This is a genomic window from Halorubrum wangae, from assembly GCF_051194135.1.
Classification (GTDB): Archaea; Halobacteriota; Halobacteria; order Halobacteriales; family Haloferacaceae; genus Halorubrum.
Map to the genome: position 1 here is coordinate 280797 of NZ_JBLZNH010000001.1, position 22672 is coordinate 303468.

Sequence of the window (22672 nt, forward strand, 5' to 3'; positions counted from 1 at the left end):
TTAACCGCTCGTGGCACTCATCTCCGTCGTGACTACCCACGCCGACCTCGGCCTCGACCTCGACGTGCGCGACACGGACGCGGTCGCCGACCGGCGCGACGAACTCGTCGCCGCGGTCCGCGACCACGCCGGAACGATCGCCTACCAGCTCGCCAAGCTTCAGGGCGGCGACTACGGTCGCCAGGAGCTGTCGACGTCCGGCGGCGCGTGGACGGTCAAACACGAGGCCGGAGAGCTTGAGTTCCTGCTGTTCTCGCCGAAGTCCGGCTCGGACGTGTACGTCGTCTCGACGAAACAGCCGCCCGATCCGTCCGACCTCGCGGCCGCGCTCGGCGACTACGCGAACCTCGTCGGCGCGTGGAACGAGTACGTCGCGTCGCTGTCGGGCGTCCTCGACGGCGTGAGCGCCGACTTCCCGGAGCCCACCTCGACCGACGGGGTCGTCGCCGAACGCGACCGCGTGCTGGACGCGATCCGCGAGGCCTGCTCCGTCATGGCCGGCGAGATCTACCGGTACGAGGGGGACGACTACGGCACCTACACCGCCCGCGTCGACGGTAACCGATGGGAACTGAAGTGGGACGAAGGGACCGTCTCGTACCTCCGCGTCGGCGGCTCCGGCGGGCTCTACCTCCTCTCGCAGTACGAGGCACCCTCCGCGGCCGACGTCCGGGAGTACGCCGAGCCGTTCCGCGGGTTCGTCGGGGCGTACAACGAGTTCGTCGACGACTTGGAGAGCGACCTCGCGACCGTCGATCTCTGAGCGAGGTCTCGCTCGACGCCGCGATCACGGGCCTCCCGACCCGTTGACGGCCCCGAACGGAACACGTTCCGTGGCTCCGTGCGCGCCCACTACTATCCACGTTTATCCACGTTCGTGCGTATCTATCCGGGCGATGTGGGAATATTTATGCAGCAACGTCGGGTACGCGCCGTGTATGTCGATCACCCTGCCGGGACCGACGCTCGGCGTCGTCGGCGGCGGACAACTGGGTCGGATGATCGGGGAGGCGGTCGCGCGGCTCGGCGTCGAAGTCGTCGTGCTTGACCCGACGCCGAACTGTCCGGCCGCCCCCGTCGCGAGCGAGCAGATCCTCGGCGACTTCGACGATCCGGACGCCGTCCACGAGCTTGCGAGCCGCGTCGACGCGCTGACATTCGAGATCGAACTGGCCGACCCGGACCTGCTCGCCGAGGCGAGCGCGGAGCACGAGGTGCCAGTCCAGCCGGACCCCGCCACCCTTGAGACGATCCAGGACAAACTGGTTCAGAAGGAGGCGCTCGCGGACGCGGGGATCCCCGTCCCGGAGTTCGTCGCGGTCGCGACCGCGGAGGGACTCGAACGCGTCGTCGAGGAGTTCGGCGGCGTCATGCTGAAGGCCCGCGAGGGCGGCTACGACGGCCGCGGGAACGTCCCCGTCACCGACCCCGCGGACGCCGCGGACGCGCTTGACGAAGTCGGCGGGAACGCGATGGCCGAAGAGCTCCTCGACTTCGAGCGCGAGATCGCCGTGATGGGGCTGAAAGGCGCCGACGGCGAGACGCGGACCTACCCCGTCACGGAGACGCTCCACCGCGAGGAGATCCTCCGCGAGAGCGTCGCGCCCGCCCGCGCCGACGACGGGGTCGTCGCCGAGGCGGAGTCGGTCGCCGGCGACGTGCTGTCGTTCCTCGACGGCCGCGGAGTCTACGGGATCGAGCTGTTCGAGACCCGCGACGGCGAGGTCCTGGTCAACGAGATCGCACCGCGCCCCCACAACTCCGGCCACTGGACCATCGAGGGCGCGCGCACCTCGCAGTTCGAGAACCACGTCCGGGCCGTGCTCGGGTGGCCGCTCGGTCCGACCGACCTCGTCACGCCGTCGGTCACGGCGAACGTGCTCGGCGACGTAGACGAGACGGGACCGGCGACTCTCCGCGGCGCCCGATCGGTCCTCGCGGCCCCCGACGCGGATCTCCACTGGTACGGGAAGGCCGACGTTCGCCCCCTCCGGAAGATGGGGCACCTGACGGTGACGTCCGGTGACGAGGCGGACACGGACCGTGACGCTCTGCTCTCTCAAGCCCGGGAGCTACGCGACGGACTGACGTTCCGAGACGCCTGACGCCTCGAGACCCGGCGTCGCCGCATCCGGGACTTCCTTGTAGCCCTCCGCCGAAGCCCCTCTATGCCAACCGTGCAGGACCTCATCGACCGACTCGAATCTGAGGCGGCGGCCGACGCCGACCCGGAGACCACCCCCGACGTGGGGATCATCATGGGTTCGGACTCGGACCTGCCCGTCATGGAGGGCGCGTACGAGGCGCTCGACGAGCTCGGCTTCGCGGAGCAGACCGACTTTCGCGACGCGCCCGACGCGCGGTTCACCTACGAGAGCTACGTCGTCTCCGCGCACCGAACGCCTGAGCTCATGTACGCGTACGGGGAGACCGCCCGCGCTCGCGGCGTCGACGTGATCATCGCCGGAGCGGGCGGGAAGTCCGCCGACCTCCCGAATATGACCGCGTCGCTCGCGTACCCGCTTCCCGTCATCGGGGTGCCGGTCCAGGAGAAGTCCGTCGACTCCGTGATCGGGATGCCGACCGGCGCACCGATCGTCGCGGTCGACGCCGGCAAGTCCTTCAACGCGGCCCTCTCCGCCGCGCAAGTGCTCGCGCGCGAACACGACTCGATCGAAGAGCGGCTGATGGCGTATCACGAGGACCTCAAGGGCGGCGTCGCCGACGTCTCCGCCGACCTCCACGACCTCGGAATCGACGGGTTCCGCACTCGAAGCGGGGAGTAGCCTTCGAGCGACCCGCGACACCGCGAGAATCGACGGCTGACGGATCGACCGTTCGGCTGTCTCGCGTCCGTCTGTGGCCGCCTCGGAGCGATGCTCCAAAGACTCAACGCTTATGAGGGGGCGGTCCAAACCCCAGCACGTTACGGAGACCTATATGAGCGATTGGATAGCGATCGGCGCCTTGGCGGCCGTCGGCCTGCTCATCCCTATCGGGATGATGACCGTGTCGGCGTTGCTCCGTCCGAGCGTGCCTGAGACCGGTAAAAGCACCACCTACGAGTCCGGCGAGACTCCGACTGGCGGAACGAAGATCCGCTTTAACATCCAGTACTACATGGTCGCGCTGTTGTTCGTCGTGTTCGACATCGAGACCGTGTTGCTGTTCCCGTGGGCCGTCATCTACCGCCCGGCGATTCAAGCCGGCGTGCCGATGATTGCCCTCCTGTGGCCGATGTTGGCGTTCGTCGGGATCCTCGCGATCGGACTCGTCTGGGCGTGGCGGTCGGGAGCGATCAGTTGGGCCCGGAGCCCCCGCGCGTCCAGGAGAAAAACGGAGCGTGACCTCAACTAATGAGCAGCGACCAACCATTCATCACCGACGAATCGCAAGTTGTAACCGAAACCCGAGACGCCCGAATGACCGGGCAGGGGGACCGGTTCAACTCTCGGCTTCGTGAGGCGTTCGGCTCCTCACCGTTCATCCTCACCAAGTTCGACAAGTTCCTTAACTGGTGTCGCGGCTCCTCGATGTTCATGCTGCAGTTCGGTATCGCCTGCTGCAGCATCGAGATGATGCACACCTACGCGGTGAAACACGACCTCGACCGGTTCGGGAGCGGGGTCCCCCGCGCGTCGCCGCGACAGGCCGACGTGATGATCGTCCCCGGGACGATCGTCTCCAAGTTCGCGCCGCGGATGAAGCGCGTCTACGACCAGATGCCCGAGCCGAAGTTCGTCGTCGGCATGGGCTCGTGTACCATCTCCGGCGGCCCGTTCCAGGAGGGGTACAACGTGATCAAGGGCGCCGAGGAAGTCATTCCGATCGACATCCACGTCCCCGGCTGTCCGCCTCGTCCCGAGGCGCTCGTGTACGGCGTCGTGAAGCTACAGGAACGCGTCGCCAACGGCGAGGCCTCGCCTGTGACCGTCAAGCCGTACGAGCTGGAGGAGTTCTCCGACCTCGAACGCGACGAGCTCGTCGACAAACTCGCCGACCAGATTGACGACGACGAACTCGTCATGCGGTACAACTTCGCTGATTCACCATGAGTCTCGAACGACAGGACACCCCCGACGACGCGGCGATCGAGCGCACCCCGGACGAGCTGGAGGCGCTGTTGGGCGACCTCGTGGTCAAACGCGACGACCACCTGAACGCGCCCGGTTTCGTCATCCGCCCCGACACCGTGCAGGAGACGCTCTCGCTGCTGAAAGAGCAGGCGGGTTACGACCACCTCTCGGTGGTCAGCGCCCAGGAGTACGAGAACCGCTACGAGTCGATCTACCACCTGAAGAAGTTCGACGACCCGACTCAGGAGGTCAGCATCGTCGTCCCCGCCGACAAGGACGACCCCGTCTCCGAGTCGGCCGAGCCCGTCTTCCGCACCGCCGACTGGCACGAGCGGGAGGCGTACGACCTGATCGGCATCGAGTACGACGACCACCCCGACCTGCGCCGGATCCTCCTGCCCGAGACGTGGCAGGGTCACCCCCTGTCGATGGACTACGACAAGGACCGGCCGCAGATCGCCACCCTCCCGGAGCACGCGAACCCGCTGCAGGAACACCACAAGGACGACGAGTCCGACACGATGTTCCTCAACATCGGGCCGCACCACCCGGCGACGCACGGCGTCCTCCACCTGAAGACCGTCCTCGACGGCGAGCAGGTCGTCGACGTCGAGCCCGACATCGGCTACCTCCACCGGAGCGAGGAGCAGATGGCCCAGTCCGGGACGTACCGCCACCAGATTATGCCGTACCCGGACCGCTGGGACTACATCTCGGCGGGGCTGCTCAACGAGTGGGCGTACGCCCGCGCGGCCGAGGACCTCGCCGACATCGAGGTGCCGGAGTACGCGCAGGTCATCCGGACGATGGGCGCCGAGATGTGCCGGATCGCCGCGCACATGCTCGCGCTCGCCACGTTCGCGCTCGACGTGAACGGTGACTTCACGGCGACGTTCATGTACGCGATCAACGACCGTGAGCGCGTGCAGGACCTGCTGGAGGACCTGACGGGTCAGCGGCTGATGTTCAACTACTTCCGGCTCGGCGGCGTCGTCTGGGACCTGCCGGAGCCGCGCGACGAGTTCTTCTCGAAGACGCGCGACTTCCTCGATCAGCTTCCGGAGTCCGTCGAGGAGTACCACAACCTCGTCACCTCCAACGAGATCTTCCAGATGCGGACGATCGACACCGGGATCCTGCCGCCGGACGTCGCGAAGGACTACGGCGCGACCGGCCCGGTCGCCCGCGGATCGGGGATCGATTACGACCTTCGTCGCGACGACCCGTACGGCTACTACGACGAACTCGACTGGGACGTCGTCACCGAAGACGGCTGCGACAACTTCAGCCGCCTGCTGGTGCGGATGCGCGAGGTCGAAGAGTCCGCGAAGATCATCGAGCAATGCGTCGACCTCCTCGAGGACTGGCCTGAGGATGAGCGGACGATTCAGGCGAACGTGCCCCGGACGCTCCGCCCCGACGACGACGCCGAGATCTACCGGGCCGTCGAGGGGGCGAAGGGCGAACTCGGCATCTACATCCGCTCCGACGGCACCGACAAGCCGGCTCGGTTCAAGATTCGGTCGCCGTGCTATTCGAACCTGCAAACGCTGCCCGAGATGGCTAACGGCGAGTACATCCCCGACGTCATCGCGGCGCTCGGGAGCCTCGACATCGTACTCGGGGAGGTGGATCGCTGATGGGGACGGCACCCGCACAGCTGTTCCCGGAGTTCCTCGTCGAGACGTTCGGGCTGCCGGGCGTCCTCGGTGAGGTCGTCGCCGCGCTGATCGCGGCGGCCGTCGTCGGGAACATCGTCCTCGCGTTCACGGGTGTCGCCGGTCCGTGGGCCAAACGGAAGATCACGGCGGCGTTCACCGACCGGATCGCGGTCAACCGGGTCGGGCCGTTCGGCCTCCTGATCATCCCGGCGTCCGCCGTCCAACTGCTCGCGAAGGAGCTCATCGTCCCCGAGGGCGTCGACCGCCCCGCGTGGGACATCGCGCCGGTCATCCTGCCGGCGTCGGCGCTGCTCGGCTTCTCCGTGATCCCGATGGGCCGACTCGGCCCCATCAACTTCCAGCTCGCCGACCCCGAAGTCGGGTTCGCGCTGGTGTTCGCGTTCGCCTCCATCGCCTCCGTGTCGCTGGTGATGGCCGGCTACGCGTCGAACAACAAGTACTCGCTGCTCGGCGGCCTCCGCGCCGTCGCACAGAATCTCGCGTACGAAATTCCGCTCATTGTCACGGCGATGTCCGTGGTGCTGTTCGCGGGCACGCTTCAGATGAGCGGCATCGTCGACGCGCAGACCACGACGCTGGTGTCGATCGCCGGCATCGACATCCCGGCGTGGTACGCGTTCGTCAACCCGTTCGCGTTCGTGCTGTTCCTCACCGCGAACATGGCGGAGATCGGCCGGAACCCGTTCGACATCCCGGAAGCACCGACCGAAATCGTCGCCGGGTACCAGACCGAATACTCCTCCGCGTACTTCGTCCTGTTCTACCTCGGCGAGTTCGTCCACATCTTCCTCGGCGGGGCGATTCTCGCCGTGACGTTCCTCGGCGGCGCCTCCGGGCCCGGCCCGGAGAGCATCGGCTTCATCTGGTTCGTGGTGAAGATCTGGGGCTTCTTCCTGTTCACGCAGTGGTGCCGCTCCGCGATGCCGCGCGTCCGTATCGACCAGCTAATCGAAATCGGCTGGAAGGGAATGCTGGTGCTGTCGTTCGCGAACCTGGTGCTCACGGCCGTAATCGTGGGGGTGATCGCGTAACATGATCGGACTCATGAAATCCATGGCGACGACGATGAAACACGCACTGGACGGGAAGACGTTCACGGTGGAATACCCGGAGGACGCGCCCGAGGTGAGCCCCCGGTTCCGCGGGGTACACAAGTTCAGCCAGGAGCGATGCATCTGGTGTCGACAGTGTGAGAACGTCTGTCCGAACGACACGATCCAGATCGTGCAGGACGACCAGCGCAACGGCGAGCAGTACAACCTTCACATCGGGCAGTGCATCTACTGCCGGCTCTGCGAGGAGGTCTGCCCCGTCGACGCCATCCTGCTGACGCAGAACTTCGAGTTCACCGCGGACACGAAGGACGACTTCGTGTTCAACAAAGAACAGCTCAAGAACGTCCCGTGGTACAAGGGAATCGACCCGCTGGAGTCCCGGAACCCCGATCGCGGCGCGTGGATCGGGGAGGGCGACGGCGAGGTCGACTACCAGTAGCGGGCGCGTCTCGAAATCTTCAAAGGGGTTCTCATAGGAGACAAACACAATGGTTTATGCTACTATCGCGTTCGGGCTGTTCGCCGCCGTCACGCTGGCGTTCGGCCTCGGGGTCGTCCTGGCGCGCGACGTGTTCCACGCCGCGCTGCTTCTGGGCGGAGCCCTGACGAGCGTCGCGGTACACTACGTGATGTTACAGGCGGAGTTCATCGCCGCCATGCAGATCCTCGTCTACGTGGGCGGGGTTCTGATACTCGTCACGTTCGGCGTGATGCTCACGCGATCGGAGACTGAAACGGAGGTGAATAGCGCATGAGCGACGACAACTCGGAGCGTCGCGGGCGCATCGTGCCCGCAGCCGCCGTGGGGCTTCTCTTCGGAACGATGGCCCTGACGGCGTTGTCGGCCGACTTCGCGGCGGACGGGGCCGGGTTCCCGGCCGACGCGTCGGTCGTTCACAACATCGGGTACGCCCTGTTCAACCTCGGCGCGTACGACATCGCGACGATCCCCTCCGAGGGGTTCCTCGCGGCGTTCCTGATCGCCGCCGTCGCGCTCGACGTCGCCGTCGACGGCGCCGTCTACCTGGCGAAACGCGAGGAGGGCGGCTCGATCATCACCGCAGTGGGACAGGCGTTCACCGACGGGGGTGAACGGCAATGACCGCCGTCGCCTCGTCAATCCCGCCGGAGTGGTACTTGCTGCTCTCGGCCGCCGTGTTCTGTATCGGCCTGTTCGGCGTGCTCACGCGGCGCGACGCGCTGTACTTCCTGATGAGCGTCGAGCTCATGATGAACGCAGCGAACATCAACTTCGTCGCGTTCGCGCTGTACTACGGCGACCTCACGGGGCAGGTGTTCGCGTTGTTCGTTATCGCGCTCGCCGCCGCCGAAGTCGCCATCGGCATCGGCATCATCCTGGTGCTGTACCGCAACTTCGGGGTCACAGACGTGACCGTTCCAACGGAGATGAGGTGGTAACATGATAGACGTGTTCTCATACGTTCCGGCAATCGTCCTCCTGCCGTTCTTCTCGTTCCTGATCGCGCTCGGCGTCGGCAAGTACCTCCCCAAGGGAGGCGCCTTCGGCGGCATCGCGGCGACGGCGGGCTCGTTCCTGCTGTCGCTGTGGGTGCTCGCGACGGTCGCGGGCGGGGGCGCGGCGAATCGCACGATATACACCTGGGCGAGCGCCGGCGGAATCGGTCCGACCGACATCGAGCTCTCCTTCGGTATTCTGATCGATCCGCTGTCGGCGCTCATGCTCGTCATCGTGACGCTCGTCGCGCTGCTCGTGCACGTGTTCTCGCTCGGGTACATGAACGACGAGGGTGAGACGGGGCTCCCGCGGTACTACGCCGGACTCGGTCTGTTCACGGCGTCGATGCTCGGGTTCGTCGTCGCCGACAACCTGCTGATGGCGTTCATGTTCTTCGAGCTGGTCGGGCTTTGCTCGTACCTGCTCATCGGCTTCCACTTCCGGGAGCCCGGACCGCCGTCGGCGGCGAAGAAGGCGTTCCTCGTCACCCGCTTCGGTGACTACTTCTTCCTCATCGGCGTCGTCGCCGTCATCGCGACGTTCGGCACGGCGCAGTTCGCCGGCCCGGAATCGTTCCCGGCGCTCGCGGACGCGGCGCTCAACGACTCCGGATCGGTCGCGTGGACGCCCGGCGGACTCGACCTGATGACGTGGTTCACCGTCGTCGGTCTGCTCATTCTCGGCGGGGTCATCGGGAAATCGGCGCAGTTCCCACTGCACACGTGGCTGCCCGATGCGATGGAGGGCCCGACGCCCGTCTCCGCGCTGATCCACGCCGCGACGATGGTCGCGGCCGGCGTCTACCTCGTCGCGCGGATGTACGGCTTCTACGCGCTGACGCCGACGACGCTCGCGGTAATCGCCTTCATCGGCGGCTTCACCGCACTGTTCGCGGCGACGATGGGAGTCGTGAAAGACGAACTGAAGCAGGTGCTCGCGTACTCCACCATCTCGCAGTACGGCTACATGATGCTCGCGCTGGGTGCGGGCGGGTACGTGGCCGCGGTGTTCCACCTGACGACGCACGCGTTCTTCAAGGCGCTGCTGTTCCTTGGCGCGGGCGCGGTGATCATCGCGATGCACCACAACGAGAACATGTGGGACATGGGCGGGTTGAAGGACAAGATGCCCGTCACCTACTACACCTTCCTGGCCGGGTCGCTGGCGCTCGCGGGCATCTTCCCGTTCGCCGGCTTCTGGTCGAAAGACGAGATCCTCTACGAGGCGCTCGTTCACGCGCCCGGCGAACCGCTGCTGTTCGGCGGCTACCTGATGGGGCTGCTCGCGGTTCCCGTCACCGCCTTCTACACGTTCCGGATGGTCTTCCTGACCTTCCACGGCGAACCCCGCAGCGCGACCGCGCGAGACCCCGAATCCGTCCGGTGGAACGTGAAGGGGCCGCTCGCCGTGCTGGGAACGCTCGCGGTCGTCACCGGCTTCATCAACATGGTGCCGGTCCAGAAGGTCCTCGGCCTCGAAGGGATCGACCTGCTCCATCTCTGGCTCGACAACGAGTGGGGCGGCATCGAGGGACTCTCCTCGCACCACTACGGCGACATCGGCCCGTACAGTAGCGAGTACATCGTCGGCGGCGAGGTCGCCACGGTGCTCGTCGGCGCGGCCGTCTCGCTCGGCCTTGCGTTGACCGGACTCCTCGTTGCGTGGCGGCTCTACAACGTTCCGTCTCCGACGGAGCACACGGCGAAGCTCGGCGCAATTAAAGACGTGCTGTACAACAACTACTACCTCGACGAACTGCAGGTATGGCTCGCGTATCGCACCGAGGACATCGCCGGCGGCGCCGACACCTTCGATCAAGGGATCGTCGACGGCGTCGTCAACGGCGTCTCCTCGGTGAGTCTCATCGGCGGTAACCGGATCCGTCAGATCCAGAGCGGCGTCGTCTCGCAGTACGCCGCGCTGCTCACGCTGGGACTGGTCGCGTTGATTCTCGTCCTCGGCGTCACTGGGGGGTGGTTCCTGTGATACTCGAAGCGCTCATCGGGGTCGCCTTCCTGAGCGCGCTGCTGGTCCTCCTCTCGCCGAACGAGTGGGCCGGACGGCTCGCGTTCGCCCTGAGCCTGATCCCGTTCGTCGGGTCGCTGTACCTCTGGTCCGGCTTCGACGGGTCCGGAAACGCCCTCCTGGGCGGCGATATCGCGTATCAGACCCAGATCGAATGGCTCGAAGTCGGCGGTCGCTCGGTCTCGTGGTTCGTCGGACTCGACGGTATCAGCCTCCCGCTCGTCGTGTTGACGACGTTCCTCGTCCCGCTGGCGATCCTCAGCGCGTGGACGCCGATCGACACTCGTCAGTCCCAGTTCTACGGGCTCATGCTGTTCATGGAGGCGAACCTCCTCGGCGTGTTCACTGCGCTCGACTTCTTCCTCTGGTTCGTCTTCTGGGAGGCCGTCCTCGTCCCGATGTACTTCCTCATCGGCGTCTGGGGCGGCCCCCGGCGGAAGTACGCCGCGATCAAGTTCTTCGTCTACACGAACGCGGCGTCGCTGCTGATGTTCATCGGGTTCATGGCGCTGACGTTCTCGCTCGGCGACTCCGTGAGCTCGTTCGCGCTCCCGGAGATCACGGCCGCCATTGCCGACGGCGGACTGGGGACGTGGTTCGGCATCTCCCCTGACCTGATCGCGATGGGCGCGTTCCTCGCGATGTTCGCCGGCTTCGCGGTGAAGGTCCCGATCGTGCCGGTGCACACGTGGCTCCCGGACGCCCACGTCGAGGCGCCGACCCCCGTGTCGGTGCTCCTGGCGGGCGTCCTCCTGAAGATGGGGACGTACGCGCTGCTCCGGTTCAACTTCACCATGCTCCCCGACCAGGCCTCCGCGCTCGCGATTCCGATCGCGGCGATCGCCGTCATCAGCGTCATCTACGGCGCGATGCTGGCGCTCGCACAGAAGGACCTCAAGCGCATCGTCGCCTACTCCTCCGTCTCGTCGATGGGGTACGTCATCCTCGGGCTCGTCGTGTTCACCGAGTACGGCGTCGGCGGCGCGACGTTCCAGATGGTCGCGCACGGCCTCATCTCGGGGCTGATGTTCATGGCCGTCGGCGTCGTCTACAACGCGACGCACACGCGGATGGTCGGCGACATGGCCGGGATGGCGGACCGTATGCCGGTCACGGTCGGCATCCTCGTCGCCGGCGCGTTCGGCTACATGGGACTGCCCCTGATGGCCGGCTTCGCCGGTGAGTTCTTCATCTTCGTGGGCTCGTTCTCCGCGCCGGCGCTCCCGTACGCCCCGGTGTTCACCGCGCTCGCGATGTTCGGCATCGTTATCGTCGCCGGCTACCTGCTGTCGGCGATGCAGAGCACGCTGTTCGGTCCGTACGAACTCGCGACCGACTACGAGGTCGGCCCCGCGCCGTTCCACGACGTCGCCCCGCTCGCGGTGCTGCTGGTGGCTATCATCGTGCTCGGCGTCGCGCCCGACATCTTCTTCGAGATGATCCGTGACGCTGCCCTTCCCGTGGTCGAGGGGGTGAGCCTCAATGGTTAACTCGCTCCCGCAGGTGATGGCGCTGCTTCCCGTACTGCTACTCGGTTTCACCGGGCTGGCGCTGCTGCTCGTCGACACCCTCCGCCCCGACACGCGGTCGAACACCTCGATGGCGGTCGTGAGCGCGCTCGGTGCGCTGTCCACGCTCGCTGCGACGGTCTGGTTCGTGGCCTCCGGCACCGGTAGCACTGACACCGGCGGCGCAATTCTACTGTTCGCCGACGCGGTCAAGGTGGACACGATGGCGCTGTTCTTCACCGCCATCTTCGCGTCCGTGACCTCGCTCGTCGTCGTGGCGGCGCACGACTACTTCCACGACCACCCGAACCCGGCGACGTTCTACTCGCTGACGCTGTTCGCGGCGACCGGCATGTCGCTGCTCGCGGTCGCGAACTCGCTCGCGGTCGTGTTCGTCGCCCTGGAGATGGTGTCGCTGCCGTCGTACGTGCTCGTCGCGTTCCTCAAGCAGAACCGCGGGAGCGTCGAGGCGGGGCTGAAGTACTTCCTCGTCGGGGCGCTCTCCTCGGCCATCTTCTTGTTCGGCATCTCGCTGGTGTACGCGGCCACGGGGTCGCTGATCCTCAGCGACGTGGCCGGCGTCCTCGGCGACATCGCCGCGGGCACCGACGGCCTCGACAGTCGCAGCGGGATCGCCGGCCTCGGGATCGTGATGATCCTCGGCGGCGTCGCGTTCAAGACGGCCTCCGTCCCGTTCCACTTCTGGGCGCCGGAGGCGTACGAAGGGGCACCGGCCCCCGTGAGCGCGTTCCTCTCGTCGGCGTCGAAGGCCGCCGGCTTCGTGGTCGCGTTCCGCGTGTTCACGGAGGCGTTCCCGGTGGGCGCGTCGCTGTCGGCGAACATCAACTGGGTGCTCGCCTTCGGTATCCTCGCGGCCGTGACGATGACGCTCGGTAACTTTGCGGCGGCCGTCCAGGAAGAGGTCAAGCGGATGCTCGCGTACTCCTCGATCGGGCACGCCGGCTACGCGCTCATCGGCGTCGCTGCGCTCTCGGCGGACGGGAGCGGCAACAGCGCCGTGATGGGCGCGGCGATGGCGCACCTGCTCGTCTACGGGTTCATGAACACCGGGGCCTTCCTCTTCGTCGCCATGGTGGAGCGGTGGGGCGTCGGCCGGACTTTCGAGGACTACGCCGGCCTCGCGAAGCGCGCACCCGTCGCCTCGACGGCGATGGCCGTGTTCATGTTCTCGCTGGCCGGGCTCCCGCCGTTCGCGGGATTCTTCTCGAAGTACTTCCTGTTCATGGGCGCCATCGATAACGGCTTCCTGTGGCTGGCGGCGGTCGGCGCCGTCAACAGCGTCATCTCGCTGTACTACTACAGTCGCGTCGTCAAGGCGCTGTTCATCGACGACCCTGCGTCGCCGACCGCGCTGGACACGATCGACGTGCGGCCGACGGCGCTGTACGCCGCGGTCGTATTCGCGGCGGTCGCGACGGTGCTGCTCCTGCCCGGCTTCGGTCCGGTCATCGAGACCGCCGAGGCGGCCGCGTCGGCGCTGTTCTGACGACCCGGCGCCACTTCGTTTCCGGCTGTCGGCTCTTTTCGATTCGCGATGTCATCGCGCAGAGCCACCGGTACCCGCAGCTATTACCGACTGGGAGCCCTATCTAAACTGTGAGTAGAACCCGAGCGTACCGCTGTCTGAACTGTCTCGAGCACACGATCGAGCGCGAGTTCGACACGTCTCACCTCTCGGTGACGTGTCCGAACTGCGGTTCATTCGAGCGATTCATCAACGAGGCGGTGTTCCAGCAGTTCGAGGCGTTCGAAGCATCGCCGCCGGCCGAGATCGACTGGAATCGGTTGGATCGCACGGAGAAACTCGTGATCGCCGAGCGGCTCGTCCGCTCGACCAAGACGCTCGACGACTTCAAAGTGGTCGACGGAGCGGCGGCGAACGACGACGGCGAGCGCGACGAGGCCGACGAGGCGATCGCCGAGGAGAGCGGAGAGAGCGTCGAATGGGTCGATAAGAGTGCCGACGACGGCGACGCGGTCGCCGAAGAGAGTGGTGAAACTGCGGACCACGACAGCGAGTCAGTCGACGAGACGAACGACGAATCTGCGAGCGAGGTCGTGGTGAAGCGGAATAGCGGCGAGACGGCGTAGTCAGCGAGCGTACAGCTTTTCGCCGACGAGTGCCGCGAGCCCGTCGTTCGGCGTGACGGCCACGTACGGTCGATCGACTGGGCCGAATACGTCCACGACGCGGCCGACCGTCGATAGCGACTCGTCGACGACGGCCGAGCCGATACGGGGTGGCTCTTCGCCGTGTTCGCCGCGGGCGATCGCGAGTCCCCCGGCGGTGCGGACGACGGTGCCGACGCGCTGCATCGTCACTCTCGGAGGACGCCGAGGTATGCGGCGATCGCCTGCACGAGGTCGTTTTTCGCGGTGTCTTCGGTGCCCTGCACGACGACCGCGCCGCGCGACTCGAACTCGCGAGAGTATGTCTTTTCGCGTTCGATCACCGCGTCGTAGCCGACCTGCTGGACCGCCTTCGCTATCTCGTCGACGGTCGGTTCGGTGATCGCGAGCCCCATCGGGACGCGACGGCCCTCTGAACGCGACCGCTCGGCGTCGAAGTACGCGGGATAGACGACGTTCTCGACCATACCGGAGAGGCGAGCGCGCGGCCTAAGGTCGTTTCGGACCCGCGCTCAGAACGTCCGGACCTCGAACCGCGCTCCGTCCGACTCGCCGGTCAGGGAGCGCACCTCCCAGCCGTGGGCCTCGGCGAACGCGTCAGCGTCGGCGGGGGTGCTGACTCGGCTCGGCACGCCATCGGGGAGGGCGGGCGGGGGCGATCATCCGCGGTGAGGACGAGGACAATCGGACTCTCGCTCGGCACGGTGTCCACTATGGCTTTTGATACCTCCTGCCGCCAGCAGACATGTTTCCGTCGCGGGAACACGTTACGGCCCGAAGCGTCTCACGGACGCCCTCGACGCTCCTCCTCTGCGATGCGGGGCGGACGGCGTCGCTTCCGTCCGCGCCCACCCCGGAACCCTTTTGCACGAACACGGGCCACATTGCTGTAATGAGCGATCTCGAAGCGGAGTACCGTCTCGATTACTTCGAGGAGGAGGGATTCGTCCGGAAGGAGTGTTCCTCCTGTGGCGCGCACTTTTGGACCCGCGACGGCGACCGCGAACTCTGCGGCGAGCCGCCGTGTGAGGATTACAGCTTCATCGACGACCCCGGCTTTCCCGAGCCGTACTCGCTGTCGGAGATGCGGGAGGCGTTCCTCTCGTTCTTCGAGGATCACGGGCACGAGCGGATCGACCCGTATCCGGTCGCGGCGAACCGCTGGCGAGACGACGTCCTCCTGACGCAGGCGTCGATCTACGATTTCCAGCCCCTCGTCACCTCGGGACAGACGCCACCCCCGGCGAATCCCCTCACCATCTCCCAGCCCTGCATCCGGATGCAGGACATCGACAACGTCGGCAAGACGGGCCGCCACACGATGGCGTTCGAGATGATGGCGCACCACGCGTTCAACACGCGGGCGGACGCCGAAGAGGAGTACGCCTACGAGGGCGAGGTGTACTGGAAAGACGAGACGGTCCAGTACTGCGACGAGCTGTTCGAGAGTCTCGGCGCCGACCTCGAGGAGATCACCTACATCGAGGATCCGTGGGTCGGCGGCGGCAACGCGGGGCCAGCGATAGAAGTCATTTATAAGGGCGCTGAGCTGGCGACGCTCGTTTTCATGTGCATGGAGCGGGACCCCGACGGCGAGTACGAGATGAAGGACGGGCACACGTACTCGTTCATGGACACGTACATCGTCGACACTGGCTACGGCCTCGAGCGGTGGACGTGGATGAGTCAGGGGACGGCGACGGTGTACGAGGCCATCTACCCCGACGCGATCGACTTCCTGAAAGAGAACGCGGGGATCGAACACACCGAGGAAGAACAGGCGCTCGTCCACCGCGCCGCGAAGCTCTCCGGGCGACTCGACATCGACGACGTCGACGACGTTGAGGCCGCACGCGGCGAGATTGCAGACCGGCTCAACGTCAACGTCGACCGGCTTCGTGACCTCGTCGAGCCCCTCGAATCGATCTACGCGATCGCCGACCACTCGCGGACGCTCGCGTACATGTTCGGCGACGGGATCGTTCCCTCGAACGTGGGGACGGGCTACCTCGCTCGGATGGTGCTCCGACGGACGAAGCGACTGGTTGACGAGGTCGATGTCGATGCACCGCTCGACGAACTCATCGACATGCAGGCCGAGCGGCTCGGCTACGAGAACCGCGACACGATCCGCGAGATCGTTCGCACCGAAGAGCGGAAGTACCGCGAGACGCTCGAACGCGGGTCGCGCAAGGTGGAATCGCTCGCCGACGAGTACGCCGGCACCGGCGATCCGATCCCGACCGAGACGCTGTTGGAGCTGTACGACTCTCACGGGATCCAGCCGGACATGGTCGCGGATATCGCGGCCGAGCGCGGCGCGACGGTGGACGTCCCCGACGACTTCTACGCACTCGTCGCCGACCGCCACGAGGAAGCGGACGCCGACGAGCAGGTCGACGATGCCGACGAACGGCTCAGTGAGCTCCCCGAGACGGAAACGCTGTTCTACGACGACCAGGGCCGCACCGAGTTCGAGGCGGTCGTCCTCGACGTCTTCGAGCGCGAGGACGGCTACGACGTGGTCTTGGACCAGACGATGTTCTATCCGGAGGGCGGAGGCCAGCCCGCCGACCGCGGTCACCTCACCGTCGGCGAGACGACGGTCGACGTCGTCGACGTGCAGGAGGTGAACGGCGTCGTGCTCCACCGGACGGACGCCGACCCCGGCAAGGGCGAGTTCGTTAAGGGCCAAGTCGACGGTGATCGGCGGACTCGGCTCCGCGCGCACCACACGGCGACCCACCTGATCGGTCACGCCGCCCGCCAGGTGCTCGGCGACCACGTCCGACAGGCGGGCGCACAGAAGGGGATCGACTCCTCACGGCTCGACGTCCGCCACTACGAGCGGATCACCCGCGAGGAGGTCAAACGAATCGAGCACGTCGCGAACGAACTCGTCCGCGACGATCTGCTCGTGCGGCAGGAGTGGCCCGACCGCAACGAGGCCGAGGCCGAACACGGCTTCGACCTGTACCAAGGCGGCGTTCCGCCGGGAACGAACGTGCGGCTGATCCACGTCGGCGACGCGGACGTGCAGGCGTGCGCGGGTACCCACGTCGACCGGACCGGCGAAATCGGCGCCGTGAAGGTGTTGAAGACGGAGCCAGTTCAGGACGGCGTCGAGCGTATCGTGTTCGCCGCCGGTGGTGCGGCGATCGATGCGACGCAGCGCACGGAAGACGCGCTGTACGACGCCGCGAACGCGCTCGACGTCGACCCGCTCGACGTTCCCGATGCCGCCGAACGGTTCTTCGAGGAGTGGAAGGCGCGAGGCAAGGAGATCGAGTCGCTGAAAGAGGAACTCGCGGCGGCGAGGGCCTCCGGCGGCGCCGACGCCGAAGAGGTCGACATAGGCGACGCCACGGCAGTGATCCAGCGGCTCGACGGCGACGCCGACGAACTGCGCGCCACCGCGAACGCCCACGTCGACGACGGGAAGGTGGCCGTCGTCGGTAGCGGGGCGGACGGCTCCGCGAGCTTCGTCGTCGGTGTCCCCGACGGCGTCGCGGTCAACGCCGGGCAGGTCGTCGCCGAGCTCGCCGGTCGCGTCGGTGGCGGCGGCGGCGGGCCGCCGGACTTCGCGCAGGGCGGCGGTCCCGACGTGGACGCCCTCGACGACGCGCTCGCGGCGGCCCCGGACGTCCTGCGGAGCCTGCAAGAGGCCTGAACTCCCTTCCAAACTCAAATGCCACACGCGAACAACGGCGGCGTCTCGATCCGGTACGAGGTCGACGCCCCGGACGCCGGCGATCCGGACGAGGCGGTCGTGTTCTGCGGCGACGTCGGCCTCGGTGCGTGGCAGTTCGGGTGGCAACACGCGGCGCTCGCGGGCCCACACACGGTGATCACGCCGGAGACGCGCGGCGTCGGTCGTTCCGACGCACCGCCCGGCCCGTACACGGTCGAGGAGCTCGCCGCCGACGTCGAGGCGGTCTGCGCCGCGGAGGGCGTCCGGAACGCCCACCTCGTCGGCTACGGGCTCGGCGGGATGGTCGCACTCACCGCCGCACTCGCCTCCTCGCGTCCCGCCAGCCTGGCAGTGATCGGAACGCCACCGTCGGGCGACGGTTACAATCCCGACGGCGTATGGGCGGACCCCGCGGACCCCGCCGCGGTGGAGGGGTCGCTCCACGGGCTGTGTTCCGCTGACTTCCGCGAGACGCATCCGGACGTGCTCTCGCGGATCACCGAGTGGCGGATCACCGAGGACGCCGATCGCGAGACGTTCGCGGCTCACCGCGCGGCCGTCGAGTTGTTCGACCTCACCGACAGGCTCTATGAGGTCACGACGCCGACGCTCGTCGTTCACGGGACCGACGATACGGTCTGCCCGACGGCCGCGGCGGAGACGCTCGCGGAGGGCCTCCCGCGCGGCGAACTGCACGCGGTCGAGGGCGCGCGACACTTCGTCGGCGTCGAGGCGTCGGCCGCGGTCAACGACGCGCTGGTCGGGTGGCTCGCGGAACACGGCGCCGACCCACTCTCCGAGTAGTCGCTTCTCTCCTGGCCGGCGCTCGGCGCCAACTTCGACGCCGGCCACGATTCCCGTCGTCGCAACCGTTTTGCGTCCGTCCCGCGTGAGTGCGGTCAATGACACGGCTCCGGTTCGCCCTGCTGAACGCGGCTCACAACGACGCGAACACCCGTCGGAACTTCCGGCGGGAGCTCGACGCGGACCTCGTCGAGTTCGATGCAACCGCCGGACATCTGCCAGACCACACCGACTTCGACGGCGTGGTCGTCACCGGCTCGCGCTCGTCCGTTTACTGGGACGAGCCGTGGATCCCCCCGCTCGTCGACTACGTCGCGGACGCCGCGGCGGACGACGTCCCCGTTCTCGGCGTCTGTTACGGCCATCAGGTGCTCGCGGAGGCGCTCGGCGGGCGCGTGGCGGGGATGGACGAATTCGAGATCGGATACAACGCAGTGCGCCGACGCGCCGACGATCCGCTGTTCGACGGGATCAGCGAGGAGTTCACGGCGTTCACCACCCACGGCGACGAGGTGGTCGAACTCCCGCCGAGCGCGACGCTCATCGCCGAGAACGACCACGGCGTCCACGCGTTTCGCGACGGCCACTGCTGGGGCGTGCAGTTCCACCCGGAGTACGACATCGAGACCGCACGGGAGGTCGCCGACGGGAAACGCGAGCGACTCGGAGACGCGCGGATAGACGCCGTCCTCAACGATATCACTCCCGAGGCACACGACGCCGCCTGCGAGGTGAAGGGACTGTTCGACAACTTCACAGAGTACGCTCGACGACTGCGTGCGGACCGAGCGTCGCCGTCGGCCGCCGACGACTGAGCGCGCCACGCCGGCCGCGGGGCCCGTCCCGCGAATGTGGACCGCAGTCGGGTCGAACACGCTTATACCGTTCCCGCCCGGAACCTCGGTATGAACGTAGTACCGGACACCAGTGCGGTCATCGACGGCCGCGTGTCCGAACGCGTCGCAGACGGCACCTACGAGGGAGCGACCGTGCTCGTCCCCGAGGCCGTCGTCGGCGAGCTGGAGTCGCAGGCGAACGACGGGCTGGAGTCCGGCTGGGACGGGCTGAGCGAGCTCAAGCGACTTGCCGACCTCGCCGACGAGGGTACGATCGACTTACAGTACGTCGGCGAGCGCCCCGACGGTGACGCCCGCTCGCACGCCCACGAGGGAGACGTCGACGCGCTGATTCGCGAGGTCGCCGACGACAACGACGCCACGCTCCTCTCCAGCGACATCGTGCAGGCGGAGGTCGCTCGCGCGAAGGGGATCGACGTCGAGTACGTCGAGCCGGTCGCTCGCGGCGTCGTCGACGGGCTCCCGATTCAGGACTTTTTCACCGAGGAGACGATGTCGGTCCACCTCAAGACGGGGACGAAGCCGAAGGCGAAACGCGGGTCGCTCGGCGAGATGCGGTACGTCGTCATCGAGGACGAGCCGACGAGCGAGACGCAGATGGACGAGTGGGCGACCGCCATCGTCGACTTGGCGCGCCAGTCCAACGAGGGGTTCATCGAGCTCTCCGACGACGGGATGGACATCGTTCAGTTCCGGAACTACCGGATCGCGGTCGCGCGTCCACCCTTTGCGGACGGGATCGAGATCACGGCGGTCCGACCGATCGCCAAGACGACACTCGACGACTACGAGTTCGCAGACGAGCTTCGCGAGCGCTTCCTCGAACAGAAGCGGGGCGTGCTTATCTCCGGATCGCCCGGCGCCGGGAAGTCGACGTTCGCACAGGCGGTCGCTGAGTTCCTCAACGACAACGACTACGCGGTGAAGACGATGGAGAAGCCGCGCGACCTGCAGGTCGGCCCGGAGATCACTCAGTACGGCGCGCTGGGCGGCGAGATGGAGAAAACCGCCGACTCCCTCCTCTTGGTCCGGCCCGACTACACCATCTACGACGAGGTGCGGAAGACGAACGACTTCGAGGTGTTCTCGGATATGCGGATGGCCGGCGTCGGCATGGTCGGCGTCGTCCACGCCTCCCGTGCGATCGACGCGCTCCAGCGGCTCGTCGGTCGGGTCGAACTCGGGATGATCCCGCAGATCGTCGACACCGTCGTGTACATCGAGGCCGGCGAGGTCCACACGGTCTACGACGTGACGACGGAGGTGAAGGTGCCCGCCGGGCTCACCGCCGAGGACCTCGCGCGGCCGGTGATTCAGGTGTCGAACTTCGAGACCGGTCGCCCGGAGTTCGAGATCTACACGTTCAACCGACAGGTCGTCACGGTCCCGCTGAACGACGAGGACGGCGAGAACGAGGAGACGGGCGTCGGTCGCATCGCCAAACAGGAGATCGAGCGCGAGATCCGGTCGGTCGCGCACGGTCACGTCGACGTCGAACTCAAGGGGAACAACAAGGCTATCGTGTACGTCTCCGAGGGCGACATCGGTACCGTGATCGGCAAGGGCGGCGGTCGCATCGCCGACATCGAGAACCGGCTCGGCATCGAAATCGACGTCCGGACCCACGACGAGAAGCCGAAGGATGCGTCGGGCGCCGGGGGAAGCGGCGGCCGCGGCGGTCGCGGCGCGAACGAGGCGGGCGGCGGGCAGGTCGGCGAGGAGCGCGGCACCGTCGTCCAGCCCGAAATCACCTCCCGGCACGTCGTCATCGACGTCGAGGACGGCGTCGGCGAGACAGTCGAGGTGCGCGCAGACGGCGAGTACCTGTTTACCGCCACCGTCGGCCGCGGGGGAGAGGTCCAGGTGTCTCGCGGGTCCGCGATCGCAGAGGAGTTGGAAGACGCAATCGACCGCAAGCGGACCGTGACGGTCGTTCCGGCTCGGTAATCCGTCGAGCGGTCCGTCTCGTTTCGGCGTGACGAGAGCGATCGACGACGAGGCTGTCCCGATCGGTACCGACGACGCTGTCCCAGCCGGTGGAGTTGCCGTCGTTCGACTCCGGTACATTCGTCGATCGTCGTAATCTATTCCTCCTGAAAGATAACGCTTTTTTGGCGGTGGTCGGAACATCACAGCATGTCAGACGAGTTAAAGCGCGGGCTCGAAGGTGTCCTCGTCGCGGAGTCGGAACTGAGTCATGTCGACGGCGAAGCCGGCAGACTCGTTTACCGTGGATACGACATCGAGGACCTCGCCCGCGGAGCGAGCTACGAAGAGGTGCTGTACCTCCTCTGGCACGGGTCGCTGCCGACGCGCGAGGAGCTCGACGCGTTCGCCGCGGACCTAGCCGCGGAGCGGGCCGTCGATGACGACGTGATCGACACGGTTCGAACGCTTGCCGATGCCGGCGAGCGACCGATGGCCGCCCTGCGGACGGCTACCTCCATGCTGTCGGCGTACGACCCCGACGCGCTCGACGACGGCGACGACGACGACGACGTCACTGAGACGGCCCGCCGCCAAGGCCGCCGAATCACGGCTAAGATCCCGACGATCCTCGCGGCCTTCGAGCGAGCGCGGCAGGGCAACGACCCCGTCTCACCCGACCCGGAGCTCTCGTACGCCGGGAACTTCCTCTACATGCTCACCGGGACCGATCCAGACACCGTCAGTGAGGAGACGTTCGACATGGCCCTGACGCTCCACGCCGACCACGGGCTCAACGCCTCGACGTTCACGGCGATGGTGATCAGCTCGACGATGGCCGACGTCTACTCCGGCGTCACCGGCGGGATCGGCGCGCTCTCCGGCCCGCTCCACGGTGGCGCGAATCAGGACGTGATGGAGCTCCTCCACGAGATCGACGACTCGTCGAAGGACCCGGTCGCGTGGGTGAAAGACGCCCGCGACGACGGCCGGCGTATCCCCGGCTTCGGTCACCGCGTGTACAAGGTGAAGGACCCGCGCGCGAAAATCCTTCAGGAGAAGCTCCAGGACCTCTCCGAGTCGTCGGGCGACACGAAGTGGCTCGACTACACCAGCGCCATCGAGGAGTACCTGACCGACGAGGGACTGCTGGACAAGGGAATCGCGCCGAACGTCGACTTCTACTCGGGCTCAGTCTACGACTCGCTCGGGATTCCGGTCGACATGTACACGCCCATCTTCGCGATGAGCCGCACCGGCGGCTGGATCGCTCACATGGTCGAGTATCAGGCCGACAACCGGCTTATCCGCCCGCGCGCTCGGTACACCGGCGCCAAGAACGCCGAGTTTGTCCCGGTCGACGAACGATAGGCCAGCGGGCGTTCGGCTGCGACGGAGCACCCTTTTCGGACGGCTTGCG

Annotated in this window: 21 protein-coding genes and 1 pseudogene; 20 read left to right on the forward strand and 2 right to left on the reverse strand. The window is 66.8% G+C overall.

What is annotated here, in order from left to right:
- Positions 1-28: 28 nt before the first annotated feature.
- The 15 genes and pseudogenes from ACNS84_RS01480 to ACNS84_RS01550 all read left to right on the forward strand — a co-directional run.
- Positions 29-763: a profilin-fold protein gene (locus ACNS84_RS01480; protein WP_435073078.1), complete on the forward strand. Its 735-nt coding sequence runs from the start codon at positions 29-31 to the stop codon at positions 761-763.
- A 175-nt stretch (positions 764-938) separates the two neighbouring features.
- The gene (purK, locus tag ACNS84_RS01485) at positions 939-2105 is read left to right on the forward strand and encodes a 5-(carboxyamino)imidazole ribonucleotide synthase (protein ID WP_435073079.1); all 1167 of its coding nucleotides are present in this window, start codon (positions 939-941) and stop codon (positions 2103-2105) included.
- 63 nt (positions 2106-2168) lie between these two features.
- Positions 2169-2786 (forward strand): 5-(carboxyamino)imidazole ribonucleotide mutase, encoded by a 618-nt coding sequence (gene purE, locus ACNS84_RS01490; protein ID WP_435073080.1) that lies wholly within the window; start codon positions 2169-2171, stop codon positions 2784-2786.
- A gap of 154 nt (positions 2787-2940) precedes the next feature.
- On the forward strand, positions 2941-3357 hold the full coding sequence (locus tag ACNS84_RS01495; protein ID WP_435073081.1) for an NADH-quinone oxidoreductase subunit A: 417 nt from the start codon (positions 2941-2943) through the stop codon (positions 3355-3357).
- Positions 3357-4055, forward strand: a complete 699-nt coding sequence (locus tag ACNS84_RS01500; RefSeq protein ID WP_137782834.1) for an NADH-quinone oxidoreductase subunit B — start codon at positions 3357-3359, stop codon at positions 4053-4055. The genes ACNS84_RS01495 and ACNS84_RS01500 overlap by 1 nt, the downstream gene beginning before the upstream one ends.
- Positions 4052-5716, forward strand: a complete 1665-nt coding sequence (locus ACNS84_RS01505; protein ID WP_435073082.1) for an NADH-quinone oxidoreductase subunit D-related protein — start codon at positions 4052-4054, stop codon at positions 5714-5716. The genes ACNS84_RS01500 and ACNS84_RS01505 overlap by 4 nt, the downstream gene beginning before the upstream one ends.
- Positions 5716-6789: a complex I subunit 1/NuoH family protein gene (locus tag ACNS84_RS01510; protein ID WP_435073083.1), complete on the forward strand. Its 1074-nt coding sequence runs from the start codon at positions 5716-5718 to the stop codon at positions 6787-6789. The genes ACNS84_RS01505 and ACNS84_RS01510 overlap by 1 nt, the downstream gene beginning before the upstream one ends.
- A gap of 1 nt (position 6790) precedes the next feature.
- Positions 6791-7252 carry a NuoI/complex I 23 kDa subunit family protein gene (locus tag ACNS84_RS01515; RefSeq protein WP_006629674.1) on the forward strand — a complete coding sequence of 154 codons (462 nt, stop codon included), beginning with the start codon at positions 6791-6793 and terminating at the stop codon, positions 7250-7252.
- Positions 7253-7301: 49 nt separating this feature from the next.
- Entirely contained in the window at positions 7302-7568 is a 267-nt protein-coding gene (locus ACNS84_RS01520) for an NADH-quinone oxidoreductase subunit J (protein ID WP_256408677.1), read from the forward strand.
- Complete coding sequence (locus ACNS84_RS01525; RefSeq protein ID WP_435073084.1) at positions 7565-7915, forward strand: hypothetical protein; 351 nt, start codon at positions 7565-7567, stop codon at positions 7913-7915. Before ACNS84_RS01520 ends, ACNS84_RS01525 begins: the two co-directional genes overlap by 4 nt.
- The gene (gene nuoK, locus ACNS84_RS01530) at positions 7912-8232 is read left to right on the forward strand and encodes an NADH-quinone oxidoreductase subunit NuoK (RefSeq protein ID WP_322532419.1); all 321 of its coding nucleotides are present in this window, start codon (positions 7912-7914) and stop codon (positions 8230-8232) included. Before ACNS84_RS01525 ends, nuoK begins: the two co-directional genes overlap by 4 nt.
- Before the next feature lies 1 nt (position 8233).
- Complete coding sequence (gene nuoL / locus ACNS84_RS01535; protein ID WP_435073085.1) at positions 8234-10276, forward strand: NADH-quinone oxidoreductase subunit L; 2043 nt, start codon at positions 8234-8236, stop codon at positions 10274-10276.
- Positions 10273-11805, forward strand: a complete 1533-nt coding sequence (locus tag ACNS84_RS01540) for a complex I subunit 4 family protein (protein ID WP_435073086.1) — start codon at positions 10273-10275, stop codon at positions 11803-11805. The genes nuoL and ACNS84_RS01540 overlap by 4 nt, the downstream gene beginning before the upstream one ends.
- Positions 11798-13330 (forward strand): NADH-quinone oxidoreductase subunit N, encoded by a 1533-nt coding sequence (locus tag ACNS84_RS01545; protein ID WP_435073087.1) that lies wholly within the window; start codon positions 11798-11800, stop codon positions 13328-13330. Before ACNS84_RS01540 ends, ACNS84_RS01545 begins: the two co-directional genes overlap by 8 nt.
- A 110-nt stretch (positions 13331-13440) precedes the next feature.
- Positions 13441-13722, forward strand: a pseudogene (locus ACNS84_RS01550) (hypothetical protein); the annotation flags it as partial.
- A 213-nt stretch (positions 13723-13935) separates the two neighbouring features.
- On the opposite strand, the gene ACNS84_RS01555 reads toward ACNS84_RS01550, so the two are convergent.
- Together ACNS84_RS01555 and srp19 are read right to left on the reverse strand one after the other, a co-directional pair.
- Positions 13936-14160 carry an H/ACA ribonucleoprotein complex subunit GAR1 gene (locus ACNS84_RS01555; RefSeq protein ID WP_435073088.1) on the reverse strand — a complete coding sequence of 75 codons (225 nt, stop codon included), beginning with the start codon at positions 14158-14160 and terminating at the stop codon, positions 13936-13938.
- A gap of 2 nt (positions 14161-14162) precedes the next feature.
- Positions 14163-14441 (reverse strand): signal recognition particle subunit SRP19, encoded by a 279-nt coding sequence (gene srp19 / locus ACNS84_RS01560; protein WP_435073089.1) that lies wholly within the window; start codon positions 14439-14441, stop codon positions 14163-14165.
- A gap of 425 nt (positions 14442-14866) precedes the next feature.
- Here srp19 and alaS point away from each other — a divergent pair, with 425 nt between their 5' ends.
- From alaS to citZ, 5 genes are all read left to right on the forward strand, one after another.
- Entirely contained in the window at positions 14867-17644 is a 2778-nt protein-coding gene (gene alaS / locus ACNS84_RS01565) for an alanine--tRNA ligase (protein ID WP_435073090.1), read from the forward strand.
- Between the two features lie 18 nt (positions 17645-17662).
- On the forward strand, positions 17663-18469 hold the full coding sequence (locus tag ACNS84_RS01570) for an alpha/beta fold hydrolase (RefSeq protein WP_435073091.1): 807 nt from the start codon (positions 17663-17665) through the stop codon (positions 18467-18469).
- A gap of 98 nt (positions 18470-18567) precedes the next feature.
- The gene (locus tag ACNS84_RS01575; RefSeq protein ID WP_435073092.1) at positions 18568-19284 is read left to right on the forward strand and encodes a type 1 glutamine amidotransferase; all 717 of its coding nucleotides are present in this window, start codon (positions 18568-18570) and stop codon (positions 19282-19284) included.
- A 90-nt stretch (positions 19285-19374) separates the two neighbouring features.
- On the forward strand, positions 19375-21273 hold the full coding sequence (locus ACNS84_RS01580; protein WP_435073093.1) for a PINc/VapC family ATPase: 1899 nt from the start codon (positions 19375-19377) through the stop codon (positions 21271-21273).
- 189 nt (positions 21274-21462) lie between these two features.
- Complete coding sequence (gene citZ, locus ACNS84_RS01585) at positions 21463-22623, forward strand: citrate synthase (RefSeq protein WP_435073094.1); 1161 nt, start codon at positions 21463-21465, stop codon at positions 22621-22623.
- Positions 22624-22672: the final 49 nt, after the last annotated feature.

Bases quoted from the DNA above. Each gene is read 5' to 3' on its own strand.
- ACNS84_RS01555 (WP_435073088.1), bottom strand. From the start codon at position 14,160: ATGCAGCGCGTCGGCACCGTCGTCCGCACCGCCGGGGGACTCGCGATC.
- purE (WP_435073080.1), top strand. From the start codon at position 2,169: ATGCCAACCGTGCAGGACCTCATCGACCGACTCGAATCTGAGGCGGCG.
- srp19 (WP_435073089.1), bottom strand. From the start codon at position 14,441: ATGGTCGAGAACGTCGTCTATCCCGCGTACTTCGACGCCGAGCGGTCG.
- ACNS84_RS01525 (WP_435073084.1), top strand. From the start codon at position 7,565: ATGAGCGACGACAACTCGGAGCGTCGCGGGCGCATCGTGCCCGCAGCC.
- ACNS84_RS01510 (WP_435073083.1), top strand. From the start codon at position 5,716: ATGGGGACGGCACCCGCACAGCTGTTCCCGGAGTTCCTCGTCGAGACG.
- ACNS84_RS01520 (WP_256408677.1), top strand. From the start codon at position 7,302: ATGGTTTATGCTACTATCGCGTTCGGGCTGTTCGCCGCCGTCACGCTG.
- alaS (WP_435073090.1), top strand. From the start codon at position 14,867: ATGAGCGATCTCGAAGCGGAGTACCGTCTCGATTACTTCGAGGAGGAG.
- nuoK (WP_322532419.1), top strand. From the start codon at position 7,912: ATGACCGCCGTCGCCTCGTCAATCCCGCCGGAGTGGTACTTGCTGCTC.
- purK (WP_435073079.1), top strand. From the start codon at position 939: ATGTCGATCACCCTGCCGGGACCGACGCTCGGCGTCGTCGGCGGCGGA.
- nuoL (WP_435073085.1), top strand. From the start codon at position 8,234: ATGATAGACGTGTTCTCATACGTTCCGGCAATCGTCCTCCTGCCGTTC.
- citZ (WP_435073094.1), top strand. From the start codon at position 21,463: ATGTCAGACGAGTTAAAGCGCGGGCTCGAAGGTGTCCTCGTCGCGGAG.
- ACNS84_RS01515 (WP_006629674.1), top strand. From the start codon at position 6,791: ATGATCGGACTCATGAAATCCATGGCGACGACGATGAAACACGCACTG.
- ACNS84_RS01500 (WP_137782834.1), top strand. From the start codon at position 3,357: ATGAGCAGCGACCAACCATTCATCACCGACGAATCGCAAGTTGTAACC.
- ACNS84_RS01545 (WP_435073087.1), top strand. From the start codon at position 11,798: ATGGTTAACTCGCTCCCGCAGGTGATGGCGCTGCTTCCCGTACTGCTA.
- ACNS84_RS01570 (WP_435073091.1), top strand. From the start codon at position 17,663: ATGCCACACGCGAACAACGGCGGCGTCTCGATCCGGTACGAGGTCGAC.
- ACNS84_RS01580 (WP_435073093.1), top strand. From the start codon at position 19,375: ATGAACGTAGTACCGGACACCAGTGCGGTCATCGACGGCCGCGTGTCC.
- ACNS84_RS01505 (WP_435073082.1), top strand. From the start codon at position 4,052: ATGAGTCTCGAACGACAGGACACCCCCGACGACGCGGCGATCGAGCGC.
- ACNS84_RS01575 (WP_435073092.1), top strand. From the start codon at position 18,568: ATGACACGGCTCCGGTTCGCCCTGCTGAACGCGGCTCACAACGACGCG.
- ACNS84_RS01495 (WP_435073081.1), top strand. From the start codon at position 2,941: ATGAGCGATTGGATAGCGATCGGCGCCTTGGCGGCCGTCGGCCTGCTC.